The organism is Merdimmobilis hominis (assembly GCF_016901855.1).
GTDB lineage: Bacteria > Bacillota > Clostridia > Oscillospirales > Ruminococcaceae > Paludihabitans.
Map to the genome: position 1 here is coordinate 22,999 of NZ_JACJKY010000015.1, position 13,261 is coordinate 36,259.

17 protein-coding genes and 1 tRNA gene are annotated in these 13,261 nt (G+C 46.9%); 14 read left to right on the forward strand and 4 right to left on the reverse strand.

All coding sequences use genetic code 11. The annotated features are described in order from the left end of the window. Nucleotides 1-27 precede the first annotated feature (27 nt). From lspA to H6A12_RS09365, 11 genes are all read left to right on the forward strand, one after another. Nucleotides 28-543 (forward strand): signal peptidase II, encoded by a 516-nt coding sequence (gene lspA, locus H6A12_RS09315; RefSeq protein WP_204447205.1) that lies wholly within the window; start codon nucleotides 28-30, stop codon nucleotides 541-543. Then, nucleotides 536-1,453, forward strand: coding sequence for an RluA family pseudouridine synthase (locus H6A12_RS09320; RefSeq protein WP_204447207.1), 918 nt, complete (start codon nucleotides 536-538; stop codon nucleotides 1,451-1,453). The genes lspA and H6A12_RS09320 overlap by 8 nt, the downstream gene beginning before the upstream one ends. Nucleotides 1,454-1,470: 17 nt before the next feature. Then, the gene (locus tag H6A12_RS09325) at nucleotides 1,471-2,304 is read left to right on the forward strand and encodes a Cof-type HAD-IIB family hydrolase (protein WP_204447209.1); all 834 of its coding nucleotides are present in this window, start codon (nucleotides 1,471-1,473) and stop codon (nucleotides 2,302-2,304) included. A gap of 77 nt (nucleotides 2,305-2,381) precedes the next feature. Beyond that, entirely contained in the window at nucleotides 2,382-3,227 is an 846-nt protein-coding gene (locus tag H6A12_RS09330) for a transketolase (protein WP_204447211.1), read from the forward strand. After that, entirely contained in the window at nucleotides 3,224-4,171 is a 948-nt protein-coding gene (locus H6A12_RS09335; protein ID WP_204447212.1) for a transketolase family protein, read from the forward strand. The genes H6A12_RS09330 and H6A12_RS09335 overlap by 4 nt, the downstream gene beginning before the upstream one ends. Before the next feature lie 126 nt (nucleotides 4,172-4,297). Further along, a complete protein-coding gene (gene yajC / locus H6A12_RS09340) occupies nucleotides 4,298-4,594 on the forward strand; it encodes a preprotein translocase subunit YajC (protein WP_204447213.1) in 297 nt (98 codons plus the stop codon). Between the two features lie 161 nt (nucleotides 4,595-4,755). Beyond that, nucleotides 4,756-5,160, forward strand: coding sequence for a TIGR04086 family membrane protein (locus tag H6A12_RS09345; protein WP_204447214.1), 405 nt, complete (start codon nucleotides 4,756-4,758; stop codon nucleotides 5,158-5,160). A 57-nt stretch (nucleotides 5,161-5,217) separates the two neighbouring features. Further along, on the forward strand, nucleotides 5,218-5,355 hold the full coding sequence (scfA, locus tag H6A12_RS09350) for a six-cysteine ranthipeptide SCIFF (RefSeq protein WP_204447215.1): 138 nt from the start codon (nucleotides 5,218-5,220) through the stop codon (nucleotides 5,353-5,355). A 107-nt stretch (nucleotides 5,356-5,462) separates the two neighbouring features. Further along, nucleotides 5,463-6,833 carry a thioether cross-link-forming SCIFF peptide maturase gene (gene scfB, locus H6A12_RS09355; RefSeq protein WP_204447216.1) on the forward strand — a complete coding sequence of 457 codons (1,371 nt, stop codon included), beginning with the start codon at nucleotides 5,463-5,465 and terminating at the stop codon, nucleotides 6,831-6,833. A gap of 79 nt (nucleotides 6,834-6,912) precedes the next feature. Then, entirely contained in the window at nucleotides 6,913-7,509 is a 597-nt protein-coding gene (locus H6A12_RS09360; protein ID WP_204447218.1) for a hypothetical protein, read from the forward strand. Between the two features lie 36 nt (nucleotides 7,510-7,545). Next, nucleotides 7,546-8,313 carry a YesL family protein gene (locus H6A12_RS09365; protein WP_204447220.1) on the forward strand — a complete coding sequence of 256 codons (768 nt, stop codon included), beginning with the start codon at nucleotides 7,546-7,548 and terminating at the stop codon, nucleotides 8,311-8,313. Between the two features lie 84 nt (nucleotides 8,314-8,397). Here H6A12_RS09365 and H6A12_RS09370 read toward each other — a convergent pair whose 3' ends face one another. From H6A12_RS09370 to H6A12_RS09385, 4 genes are all read right to left on the reverse strand, one after another. After that, entirely contained in the window at nucleotides 8,398-8,730 is a 333-nt protein-coding gene (locus H6A12_RS09370) for a hypothetical protein (protein ID WP_204447222.1), read from the reverse strand. Between the two features lie 61 nt (nucleotides 8,731-8,791). Continuing rightward, on the reverse strand, nucleotides 8,792-9,217 hold the full coding sequence (locus tag H6A12_RS09375) for a pyridoxamine 5'-phosphate oxidase family protein (RefSeq protein WP_204447224.1): 426 nt from the start codon (nucleotides 9,215-9,217) through the stop codon (nucleotides 8,792-8,794). Nucleotides 9,218-9,407: 190 nt separating this feature from the next. Beyond that, a tRNA-Leu gene (locus tag H6A12_RS09380) sits at nucleotides 9,408-9,493 on the reverse strand. Nucleotides 9,494-9,567: 74 nt separating this feature from the next. Continuing rightward, nucleotides 9,568-11,070: an oligosaccharide flippase family protein gene (locus H6A12_RS09385; protein ID WP_204447226.1), complete on the reverse strand. Its 1,503-nt coding sequence runs from the start codon at nucleotides 11,068-11,070 to the stop codon at nucleotides 9,568-9,570. Nucleotides 11,071-11,208: 138 nt separating this feature from the next. On the opposite strand from H6A12_RS09385, the gene H6A12_RS09390 reads away from it, so the two are divergent. The 3 genes from H6A12_RS09390 (at nucleotide 11,209) to hydE (ending at nucleotide 13,253) form a co-directional block, all read left to right on the forward strand. After that, on the forward strand, nucleotides 11,209-11,829 hold the full coding sequence (locus H6A12_RS09390; RefSeq protein ID WP_204447229.1) for a flavin reductase: 621 nt from the start codon (nucleotides 11,209-11,211) through the stop codon (nucleotides 11,827-11,829). 226 nt (nucleotides 11,830-12,055) lie between these two features. After that, complete coding sequence (locus tag H6A12_RS09395) at nucleotides 12,056-12,310, forward strand: TM1266 family iron-only hydrogenase system putative regulator (protein WP_204447231.1); 255 nt, start codon at nucleotides 12,056-12,058, stop codon at nucleotides 12,308-12,310. After that, nucleotides 12,288-13,253, forward strand: a complete 966-nt coding sequence (gene hydE, locus H6A12_RS09400; protein ID WP_243415461.1) for a [FeFe] hydrogenase H-cluster radical SAM maturase HydE — start codon at nucleotides 12,288-12,290, stop codon at nucleotides 13,251-13,253. Before H6A12_RS09395 ends, hydE begins: the two co-directional genes overlap by 23 nt. Nucleotides 13,254-13,261: the final 8 nt, after the last annotated feature.

Below are 13,261 nucleotides of genomic sequence, written 5' to 3' on the forward strand. Positions count from 1 at the left end.
AATTTTGTTGTGGTTATGGAGGAAAATGTGAAAGCAATCAAACGAAACATTCTTATTTTCGCGAGCGCGTTGGCGCTGATTGGCTTGGATCAGCTGTTTAAATGGCTGGCAATTCGGTTCTTGTCGGATGTGCAGACCTTTCCGCTGATTGACGGAGTGTTCCATCTCACTTATGTGGAAAACCGCGGCGCATCGTTTGGCATTTTTCAGGGAAACCGGTTGTTTTTGATCGTCTTTACGTCCGTTCTGCTTTTGGCGCTCATTGTGGCAGTCATCAAAAATTGGCTCAAACATCCGATTTTGTGGTGGGCAGCCGCGCTGTTCTTGGGCGGCGGTATCGGCAATCTGATCGACCGCGTATTCCGGCATTTTGTCGTGGATTATCTTGATTTTTGTCTGATTCATTTCGCAGTATTCAACTTTGCAGATTGCTGTGTGGTCATTGCAACTGCACTTGTGATGATTTACATCATCTTTTTCATGGAGAAAAAGGAAAAACAACCGACAGAATCCGCTGTATCAGAGGAATCCGGTGATGAGTGAATCCACCTTTTTGCTGATTGCGGAGCCCTCTCATCAGGGAAAGCGTGTGGACGCGGTGCTTGCCTCAGAAATGGAGGAGCAGTCGCGGTCAGGCATTCAAAAGCTCATAGAAGAAGGACTTGTGTCGATCAATGGCAAAAAAGCCGCCAAAAATGATAAGCTCAAATCGGGTGATGAAGTTTCCGTAACGGTTCCGCCGCCGAAGATGCTTGACGTGCTGCCGGAGGATATCCCGCTTTCGTTTGTGTATGAGGACGCGTACCTGCTCGTGGTGAATAAGCCGAAAGGGATGGTTGTTCATCCGGCGGCAGGGAACCCCGATCATACACTCGTGAATGCACTGCTGTTTCACTGCGGCGATTCGCTGTCGGGCATAAACGGCGTGATTCGGCCGGGCATTGTGCACCGGATCGATAAGGACACGAGCGGTCTTTTGATCGTTGCGAAAACGGATGAAGCGCACCGCGGACTGGCGGAGCAAATTCAGGTGCACAGCTTTCTAAGAGAGTATGAGGCGGTTGTGTACGGCCGTGTGAAAGAGGATGACTTCACGATCAATTTACCGATTGGACGAAGCAAAACCGACCGGCAGAAAATGTGTGTTACCTATGAAAATGCAAAGCCCGCGGTCACGCATGTGCATGTGATTGGTCGGTATGAGCAGTTTACACATGTGCGCTGTCGGCTGGAAACGGGCAGAACGCACCAGATTCGAGTGCATCTTTCGTATATGGGTCATCCGCTTGCAGGCGATGCGCGCTACGGTCCGAAAAAAGTGATCGAAAAGCTTCACGGTCAGTGTCTGCACGCCAAAACAATCGGATTTGTGCACCCGATTACGAACGAGCAGCTCTTTTTTGACAGCGAACTGCCTGCGTATTTTACATCCTTTTTGGCTGGGTTATCCTAACGAAACGAGGCGATATCGTGGAGATTCATAAACTTCTTGTCGTTTCCGATTTGGACGGCACGCTGATTCCCATATCGGGCGTTATATCGCAGAACAATATCGATGCGGTTCATCGGTTTTTGGAAGCGGGCGGCACATTTACCGCCGCAACCGGGCGTTCGCCATCGATCGCACAGCCGTATTTTGAACAGCTTTCGATCAAAACACCCGTGATTGTCAATAATGGTGCGGCGATTTATGATCCGGTCGAACAGAAAAATCTGTGGTGGCAGGAACTTCCCAATACCTTTCGAGAAGTCGTCAAACACATCATGGAAGCGTTTTCAGAAGTCGTTGTCAGTGCAGTGGACGGGCAGGATACGCACTATGAAGTACTGCTTCACGAGAATGAACACAGAATGAGCGAACAGATGCGGTATACGACGTTTGTTCCGTGCATGGCGGATGATCTTCCGGATGCATGCTGCAAAATTGTGTTCATGGCAGAAGGTGAGCTGCTCGATCAGCTCGAACAGTTTGTAAAGCAGTTGTCAGACGATTCATTTTGCTTTGTGCGTTCGGGCGGCATTTGCTTTGAAATGATGGCAAAAGGCATCAGCAAGGGTGCGGCATTTAAGCGGCTTGTTTCTCTGTGCGGCAAGCAAACAGAATATACGGTCGCTGTCGGCGATTATTATAACGATGTGGAAATGATTGAAAATGCGGCGCTCGGCGTTACACTGAAAAGCGGCTGCGATGCAGCAAAGCGCGCTGCAAAGCTTGTGGTATCATCGTGTGAGGATGACGGCGTCGCAGAACTCATCACGATGCTTCTTTGCGGGAATATGCGCTTTGACGACCCAAAGAAATAAACAATAGGATTCATATTTTGGGCTGCGGCAAATGCAGACTGAAATGTTGATAGATCAAACAATAGGAGGAACATTGTATGGATCAAAATTTGAAAAAAGAATTGCAGATTCTCGCGTGCAACGCACGTATGGGAATTATCAATGGTGTTCACAGTGCAAAATCCGGCCATCCGGGCGGATCGCTTTCGTGTGTGGACACATTGACATACTTGTATCACTGCGTGATGCGGCATGACCCGAAAAATCCGAAATGGGCTGACCGCGACCGTCTGGTGCTGTCAAAAGGTCACTGTGCACCGGCGCTCTACGCAGTTTTGGCGAACGAGGGCTACTTTGACAAAGAAATGCTTTTAACCCTTCGTCATGTCGGTTCTTTCCTGCAGGGACATCCGGAGATGAAAAAAACACCGGGCATTGATATGAGCACCGGTTCGCTTGGCCAGGGCATTTCCGCGGCATGCGGCATGGCAATGGCTGCAAAACTTTCGAATAAAGATACACGCGTATTTGCTGTGATGGGTGACGGCGAGATCGAAGAGGGAATGGCATGGGAAGCATTCATGTTTGCTTCGCACTATAAACTCAACAATCTGACAGTTGTCATCGACTATAACGGCTTGCAGATTGACGGCAGACTGTCTGAAGTTTGTTCGCCGGAACCGATTCCGCAGAAACTGGAAGCATTCGGCTTCAACACCATCGTAATCGACGGTCATAACTTTGAAGAGATCGAAGCAGCGTTTGAAAACGCAAAAACAAGCGATAAGCCGACTGCAATCATTCAGAAAACAGTCAAAGGCAAAGGCGTTTCGTTCATGGAAGACAACGTTTCGTGGCATGGCAGTGCGCCGAACGACGAGCAGTATGCAGTTGCAATGGAAGAGTTAAGCGCCGCACTGGCAGAATTGGAGGGACAGGCATGAGTGAGAAAAAAATCGCAACACGTGACAGCTATGGTGCAGCATTGGTAGAATGCGCAGAGCATGACAGTGAAATCGTTGTGCTGGATGCCGATCTGGCAGCAGCAACCAAAACCGGCATGTTCAAAAAAGCACATCCGGATCGTTTCATCGACTGCGGTATCGCAGAGTGCAATATGATGGGTGTCGCAGCAGGTCTGGCGGCTTCAGGCAAAAAAGTATTTGCCAGCACATTTGCAATGTTTGCAGCAGGCCGTGCGTTTGAAATCGTGCGCAATTCGATCGGCTATCCGCATCTTCCGGTGAAAATCTGTGCAACACACGCAGGCATTTCCGTTGGTGAGGACGGTGCAAGCCATCAGTGCTGTGAGGATATTGCGCTGATGCGTGCAATCCCGGGCATGACAGTCATCAACCCGTCTGACGACGTGGAAACAAAAGCGGCAATCCGTGCGCTCGTTGATTTCGACGGTCCGGCATATGTCCGTCTTGGCCGTCTGGCAGTTCCAGTCATCAACGACAACGAATCGTATCACTTTGAAATTGGCAAAGGCGTGCAGCTCAAAGACGGTTCGGACGTGACGATTCTGGCAACCGGTCTGATGGTTGCTCCGGCACTCGAAGCGGCAAAAACACTCGAGGCAGAGGGCATTTCTGCACGCGTCATCAATATTCACACCATCAAACCGCTCGACGGCGACATCATCCGCAAAGCAGCTGAGGAAACCGGTCTGCTTGTTACTGTGGAAGAGCACAACGTCATGGGTGGATTCGGCAGTGCAGTGAGCGAATTCTGCAGTGAAAACTGCCCGATTCGCGTTGTGAAAATCGGCGTCAACGATACATTCGGCCAGTCCGGTCCGGCGGCAGAACTGCTTGATGTGTACGGACTGAATGCACAGAATATCGTGGACACGGTAAAACGTGCAGTTTCTGAGAAAAAGTAAGAATTTCGCAACAAAGTATCAGAAATTTTGCTTGAAAGCATTTGTGCTTTATAGTATAATGAAAAAGCTGTATGCATTGCATACGAAAAAAATAACGCCGGATAGGCAGATAGGATGTATGGGTAAATGGATCAATTTTTAGCGATTGCAATTCAGATCGTTCCGTTTCTCCTTTTGATTGTTGTATTTTATTTTGTGTTGATTCGTCCGCAGCGCAAACGCGATAAAGAAACACAGCGGATGAGAAACAGCATTCAGGTTGGCGATGAAGTTTTGACCGTTGGTGGTATTGTTGGCTTGGTTGTCAGCATCAAAGAGGACACTGTTGTGGTGGAAACCGGCGGTGACAGAAGCAAAATTCGTTTAAAACGCTGGGCAATTCAGGAGAACCTGACACAGCACGAAGAAGCTTCGGATAACTGATTCTTTCATACACGTCCCTGCGCAGAGGGCGGAAATCAGCAGTTTTCGCATATTGATGTTTCTGCGTGAATACTATAATAGTGAAACAAACGGATCCTGTGCCGAACTGTCGGCACAGGACTTCGTGATTATTATGGAAACGCAGAAAGAGGTGCTTTTTGATGAACAATCCTTACCCGATTGATTGGCATCGGCTGTTGCGCGGTGTGTTGGTTGGCGTATTGATCGGCGAGGCTGTAACGATTGTGCTGTTGTTTTTGTTTTCGTGTATGATGGCGTTTGTCGATTTGCCGCTTGCGGCAGCGGACTGGATGTCTTCTGGTGCGTTGGTGATCGGCGCGGCAGCAGGCGGTTTTTTATCCGCTGTCATTTCAAAAGCCAACGGCTTGCTCACGGGCTTTTTGTGCGGCGCTTTGTTTTGTATCTTGCTGATTTTGTTAAGCCTTGTGTTTCATTCATTTGAAGTGACCGCATTTTTTCTGCTGAAAGTGACACTTTCACTGATTTTTTCTGCGATTGGCGGAATTCTCGGGGTGAACCGGAAACAACGCAAGAGAAAATATTGATTTTTTTTCATTGATATGCTATGATAAAAACAGTATCGACAAAGGAGTTTGATTCGTATGAAACATATCAAAACATTGAACAATGCAAATCTCAAAAATTCTGCTGCAAAAGGCGGCTGCGGCGAGTGCCAGGCATCCTGCCAGTCTGCTTGCAAAACTTCTTGCACAGTTGCAAACCAGAAATGTGAGAAATAAGAACCGGCTGATTCTGTTGTCGGTTTGGTAAGAACAAGCATGAGCAAAGGGGCATTTTGAGTGTCCCTTTGTTTTTTGGCAAATATTTTTTGAAAAAGGATGTTTCGATGATTCACAAATATTATTTAAACGGATTTTATATTGTACTGGATGTACATAGCGGCGGCGTCCATGTGGTGGATGCGGTGATTTATGATCTGCTTGATTTTGTTGCACCGCCGTTTTCGCAGGAGCTGTTTGAAAAAGCATGTGCAGCACTTTCTGACAAATACACAAGCGAGCAGCTTTTGGAAGCATATGAGGAAATCAAAGAGCTCACAGAGGCAGGCGTGCTGTTCTCGGCAGATGATTACGAGAAATTTGCTGATATGATGGTGTCTGCACCGATTAAATCGATGTGTCTGCATGTGGCACACGACTGTAATCTTCGCTGCAAATACTGCTTTGCTTCGACGGGCGATTTCGGTGCCGGCAGAAAACTGCTCGATGCCGAAACCGGTAAAAAAGCAATCGACTTTTTGCTGACCCATTCCAAAGGACGCAAAAATCTGGAGCTCGACTTCTTTGGCGGTGAGCCGCTGATGAATATGCCGGTGATCAAAGAAGTTGTTTCCTATGCACGCAGCAAAGAAAAGGAATACAACAAAAACTTCCGTTTTACGGTTACCACAAACGGTATTTTGCTCGACGACGAGATTACCGATTACTTAAATCGCGAGATGTACAACATCGTGCTGTCGATTGACGGAAGAAAAGAAGTCAACGACCGTATGCGCCCGACTGTCAACCAGAAAGGCAGTTATGATGTCATTCTTCCGAAATTCAAAAATCTGGTCGACAAACGCGGCGACGGACAATACTATGTCCGCGGTACTTTTACGAAATACAACCTCGACTTTGCAGCAGACGTTCTGCACTTAAACGAAGTTGGATTCGATCAGGTATCGGTGGAACCGGTTGTTGCCGATCCGAAATTTGACTATGCGCTGACTGAGGAAGATCTGCCGCGCGTGTTCGAAGAATACGAAAAACTTGCAAAAGCAATGATTGAGAAAAAGAAAAAAGGCGAAGGCTTTAACTTCTTCCACTTCATGATCGATCTTGACCAGGGTCCGTGCGCAATCAAACGTCTGCGCGGCTGCGGCTGCGGAAATGAGTATGTTGCGGTCACACCGGACGGCGACGTGTATCCGTGTCATCAGTTTGTCGGAATGGAGCAGTTTAAAATGGGCTCTGTGTTTGACAACTCGATCAATCAGGAAATGAAAGACGATTTTGCACGCGCAAACGTCTATACCAAAGAAGAATGCAAGAACTGCTGGGCAAAATTCTATTGCAGCGGCGGATGCAACGCAAATAACTATCAGTATGCCGGCGATATTCGCAAATCGTTTAAGCTCTCCTGCGAGATGGAGAAAAAACGTTTGGAGTGCGCAATCATGATGAAAGCTGCACTGGCGGCAGACGACGCAGAATAATTGCCGCATAAACAAGCCTGTTTTCTCATATGAATGAAAAAAACAATAAAGGATGATTCATATGAGCAGGGTTGTTGAATTGAAACGAATCACGGGCGTCCTTCGTCGAAAAGGGCTTACAATTCTTTTGGCGGGATCGTTTGTGATAGGGCTTTTATACGGTGTATTGCTGATTGCGCAGGACAATGCATTTGCAAACGAAATGGCATCGCTTTCCGGAATGAAAACAGGAGCAGGGGAGCCGGTATGGCTGCTGTTTATTGAGCGGCTTGGTTCATCGCTTGCCTTTTTGGTGATTCCGTATTTCTTTGGCTTTTGTGCAGTGGGACAACCGTTGTGCTGTGGAGCAGTGTTTATAAAAGCGTTGGGTGCCGGTTCGTTTTTGGCGGGACTGTATCAGGAATATGCGTGGCAGGGTGTGGGATATTGTGCAGTGGCAGTTATGGTACCGCTGACGATTTCATTTTTCATCTTGCTGCTTTCTTGCAGAGAGTCCATCCGGTTTTCCAATCGGATTTTTGCAGTCGCCTTGCATGGAAAGTCAGGGAATATCGGGATTTCTGCGATTCGTCTGTATCACGTCAAATATTTGTTTATCGCTGGGTTTGCAGTGATTGGTGCGCTGATTGATGTGCTGTTTACCGTCTGTTTTGCAAATCGGCTGCTGCAGCTTTAATATCGGACAGGAAAGAAAAAGACAGGAGGAAGTTTCATGGGCGGATTTTTGGGCTTTGGAAACTATGAAAAAGAGGGAAAAGGTGTCGGAAAGAATGAACGGGAGAAAAAACGTTTCTTTCAGTTTTTTGATCTCTTCTTTCGAAAATTGGGACGTTTGGTGCAGCTGAATCTGCTGTACATACTGTTTTGCATTCCTGTTGTGACAATCGGACCGGCAACGGCGGCGATGACAAAAATTCTGCGGGAATATACACTGGAACGTCCGGTGTTTTTGTATTCTGATTTCTGGGATGCATTTAAAGAGAATTTCAAGCAGGGATTTGCCGTTTCCGTTTTTCAGGGAATTGTGATTGCACTGATTTATTCGGCGGTTATCTATTATGTCAGCATGACAGTCAAAAGCGTATGGTTTTTGCTCTTGCTCGGCTTTATTGGACTGATTGGCCTGATTTTGCTGTTTGCAAGCTATTATGTCTATGTCATGATGGTATCGGTACAGCTGAACGTGTTCCAACTCATTCGCAACAGTATTCTGCTCGCATTTGCCGGTGCGCGTACAAATATTTTGACATTTCTGTTCTCCACAGGATTGTTGGCTGTGAGTGTTGTGTTTTTCCCGATTTCGATTCCGCTGCTTTTGCTGCTGACGTTTTCGACGAGCACATTTATCTCTGTGTTTAACTCATGGCAATATATCTACAAGCACTTGATTCAGCCGTACTATGAACAGACCGGTCTGCCGAATCCGTATGAACCCAAAGACGACGAGGCTGACGATACGCCGTTTGAAGACAGTATTTAACAATACAGATTCGTTAATAAAAAGGTCCTTTCTGAAAAACAGAAAGGACCTTTTTCGTCTGTTATTTGTGTGTTCGAATACAGATTAATCTAAAATGAGTGATTTCTTTTTTCCTTTTTTATTTTTGGGGTATTCTCTGATCCGAATAATGTAGTCGAAATTAATGATTTCCTCTGCACCATAAGAGTCAACAAGCAGACCGGAATCACCGATTTCTTTAATCACTCCTGTGATTTGAGATTGAAAGGTGTAAATTAAGCACTGTTTGTTGATAAATTTCTGCGCCAGCAGTTTCATTTGCAATCCCTCTTTTCGTCGTTTTCTGCGAATGATCTGACCAATCAAGCGTTTATTTCTGCTGTGTATGATCATGATAATCACAAATATCATAAAACAAGCAATATATGCAGAATTCATGGCATCACTCCTTGTGTATTACAACGGCGATATAATAGATTTATCATGGTATATTTCAAACTCAAAATAACAGATCATACCGCGTACCATGGGAAAGCAAAACGCCGTCTGTCAGCCGAATACAAAGAATGGAGGTGTTTTTGTCATCAAAATTATTGTGGCCGTTGTCAATCCAAGAGGCAAATGCATGCCGCAGCTTGTCTGCAATCACTTTATTTTCCTCTTTGCAGAACCAGCCTAAATTGACACCGATGCCATGCGCCGTAAACCAATCGCCGCAAATTGCTGCGGTTGGATTCTTGGCTAATTGCATCATTTTGTTTGATGTTCCATAAGTAATGATGTAGAAGCATCCGTCTTCATAATAAGCATTGACTGTGCGAACGCTCGGACGATCACCATCCATTGTGGCAAGGGCGATCAATTCATCATGACCGAATCGTTCGTTTAAAATTTCTTGTGCTTCCTGCGGAATGTTCTGACTCATTGTTTTCCCTCCTGTATCGTGCTGATGCTTGAATTTTCTATATGTCCGTTTTCAAAGTATATATGATTTTGTTATACATACTTTTTTTCTGTTTGTCAAGGAGATATGGGAGATCGCAGAAAGAAGTGCTTGTTATCTGAATGTTTTTGAATATAAAAGAAAAAACCGACGGTCAATATGACCGTCGGTCTGGTGCGAAGGATGGGATTTGAACCCACACATCGAATCCGACACTAGCACCTCAAGCTAGCGCGTATGCCATTCCGCCACCTTCGCGTTTGCTTTTTGTCTTCCGTTTCCTTCCGACGCAGATTAGTATATCAAAATGCAAAGAGAAAGTCAAGCTTTTTTTAAAAAAATTTTTGATTTTTTTTTCGAAACAGCAAACGATCGGTTTTTGAGATGCATCCGAATAGAAATAACAGCGAAATATAAACGAATAAACAAAAGAGTATACCGATCAAAAACGATGTATGGATCAGCAGCCGTGTGCATAAACAGGAGAGAAAACAAACGAACAGCGGCAGTAAAATAAAACGCACCAAATCAATTCGAAGCTTGATGACGCGAATCAGCTGAAGTGCACTCATGGAAGCGTTGAAAATGGTTCCGGCGTACAGCATAAATAAATAGCCGTTCATTCCAAAGAGCGGAACAAGAAAAAAGACAAGTGCAACACGCATGAGTGCATCAGCCGTATTGTATTTCATTGAAGCCACTTGCTGATTGAGTCCTTTTAAGATTCCGTCAACGATCTGGTCAACATATAACAGCGGAATGAGCGGAGCGGCAGCGCGAAGATAACCGGACACCTGCGTGCTTTGAAAAAAGAATACACCGATTTCGTCAGCGAACAGCAGCATAATTCCCATGATGCCGAATGCATACCAGAATGTAAGCCGCAGACAGCGCTTTGTCATGTAGAGTACGCGTTTTTTGTTGTGAACAGCCGCAGCAGCCGAAACCTCAGGTACCAGCAGGCTGGCGATCGGGGAGAGCAGCACGGCAGGGAACGTCAGAAGCGGCAATACCATTCCTTTGACCATACCGTATTGTGCAAGTGCTTGTGTATGCTGTGCACCATATTGCTTAAGTCCGGAGGGAACAAGACTGTTTTCGATGGAAGAAAGCACACTGCGAATATTGTTTCCGGCAGCAATCGGCAAGACAATCGTTCCCATTTGTCTGCTGATACCGCGCGGTGCCTTTTTGTTTGTTTTTGGCCGTGTAACCCAAAAGGAACAAAAGGCGTAGATACAAGAGAGAATTTCCGACAATACAGAGCCGACTGCCAGTGCCATGCATGCAGAAGTGAGATCACCCGGTGTGCACAGCGACAGCAGCCATACAGTCGCAGCAATTCCGATGATCTGTTCGACGACATCACCGCTGACAGAAAGTGCCGCGCGCCGAAGACCCAGAAAATACCCTCGGATGACGGCTGCAGTGCTTAAAAACGGGATACATAATGAAAATACCTTTAAAAGCGGCGCGGTGCGCGGTTCACCCAGCCAGTTGATTGCCGCCCAGTCAGCGCAGAAGAATAAAAGAAGCGCCGCCGTTATTCCGAGAAAAAGAGATGTACAAAATCCAAGCCAAAATGCTTTTTTGATGCCGGCAGGCTCGTTTTTTGCCTGCTGTTCGGATACAATCCGTGTGACGGCAATGGTGATCCCAGAGGTCGACAGTGTAACCGCAAGCATATAGACCGAGCATGCAAGCTGAAAAAGTCCCATGCCCTGCGCACCGATCCGATTAGCAAGCCAGACGGAGAACCCGGTTTGTGTGCCGCGCAAAAATAACCCCGCAACCGTTAAAACAAGCGTGCTTTTAAAAAATGATTTCTTTTGCAAAGCCGCATCCTCCGTCCTGCATGATTTGTTTCATTTTTATGCGAAAAAAATTTTTTTATCCCCCCTTGTTTTCTTTTAAAAGTATGATATACTAAAGATACAAGTATACTGATTGAGTATAAATTAGGAGGTACACGCATGGATCAAACAGCAATTTACCGGATTCCTTACGGACTTTACTACCTTGGTACAACTGCAAACGGAAAATCGAATATCTGCGTTGTAAATACGGTTTCGCAGGTGACGGACGAGCCGAAACGCGTCAGTGTGACGGTGCTGAAAACAAATTTTACATGTGAATTGATGCTGCAGTCCGGTACATTCAGTGTTTCTATTTTGGACGCGGATTCCACACTTGCCGATATCGCGCATTTTGGACAGCAGAGCGGCAGAAACGTCGACAAGCTTGCAGAAAAGGCAATTTCGTTCGATGTGCTCGGCAATCCGGTTTATAAAGAAAACTGTGCGGCAGTAATGAGCGTGCGCGTCACACAGACCGTTGATCTTGGCACCCATGTCATGTTTATTGGAGAGCTTGCGGATGCATCGGTGGAATCGGATAAAACCCCGATGACCTATGCCGCATACCGTGCAAAGAAAGCGGGCGTCAAAGTCGAGGCAGAGCAGGCAGCGCCGGCAACTTACCAGTGCAAGATCTGTCACTATGTGTATGACGGGGAGATTCCGTTTGAGGAGCTTCCGGATGATTATGTCTGTCCAGTTTGTAAAAAACCGAAGAGCTTTTTCGTAAAAATGTAATGCAACTTGACATTTTTTAAAAAACAGATTATACTAAATTCATTACCGGACAAAAAAGAAACAGTTCTGATTTGGATGGGATTGGATGATTCTTTGCGCTGATTTTAACGGTGATTTCCTGCGAAAGAAGCGACAAAAACGGATAATCTGAACATCAATGCATGTAAGGCGAGCTGTATCCTTTTTTAGGGTACAGCTTTCTTTTTCAAAAAACGGAGGTGCTTGTTTGGAAAAACGGATCGCGCTGATTGGAATTATTGTGGAGGACACCACAATGATTGAGCAGTTAAATCGGCTGCTGCATGACTACAGCGAATATATCATCGGCAGGATGGGGATTCCGTACAAGGAGCGGGGAATGAATATCATCAGCGTGGCGCTCGACGCACCGATGCCGGCGATCAGTGCGCTTTCAGGAAAAATTGGTGCGCTCAGCGGAATGCAGGTGAAAACGATTTATGCAAAATCAAAAGATGAATGAGAAAACTGCACGCGCACTCCTTTCGATGGAGCCCGCCGCGCTGTTTAAACAAGCGGACGAAATACGCCGACAGCGAAAAGGCGACGATGTGCAGGTGCGCGCGCTGCTCGAATTTTCAAACTACTGCAAACGCCGCTGCGCCTACTGCGGCCTGCGGTGTGAAAACCGGTCGCTGACGCGGTTCCGGCTTTCCAAAGAGGAGATCATCGACATCGGCAGACAGGCGCACGACGCCGGCTATCGGACGATTGTGCTCCAAAGCGGCGAGGACCCGTTTTACACACCGGAAATGATCGGCAAGATCGTGTCGGAGATTGCAAAAACGGACATTACGATTACACTGTCGTGCGGCGAGTGGAACAAGGACGTCTACCGCTACTGGCACGACTGCGGCGCAAAACGGTATCTCTTAAAGCACGAAACGGCAGACCCAGCACTTTACCGGTCGCTTCATCCGGACAGTACATTTTCCGAGCGGGTGCAGTGTTTATACGATTTAAAGGAAACGGGATATGAAACGGGCGGCGGCTTTATGATCGGACTGCCCGGTCAGACAGTCGATACGATCGCGAAGGACCTTGCACTGATCGCGTCCATCCCGTGTGATATGGCGGGCATCGGGCCGTTTTTGCCGCATCCGCAGACACCTTTGCGGGACGCAGAAGCAGGCAGTGCCGAATGGACGCTTCGCGCAGTCGCGGCGGCACGCGTGTTACTGCCGGACGCGAATCTGCCGGCGACCACTTCGCTCGGGGTGCTCGATCCCACACAGAAAGACCACGTCTTTGCGTGCGGCGCAAACGTCATCATGCAAAAAGTCACGCCGGTGCGTGTGCGTGCGCTGTATGAGATCTATCCCGCCAATCATCAAAAAGCGGATATCATAGAGGGCAGACAAGCGGTTGAAGCGCAGATCCGCGCGTTTGGCCGCCGCCCTGTTTAAATAAAGAA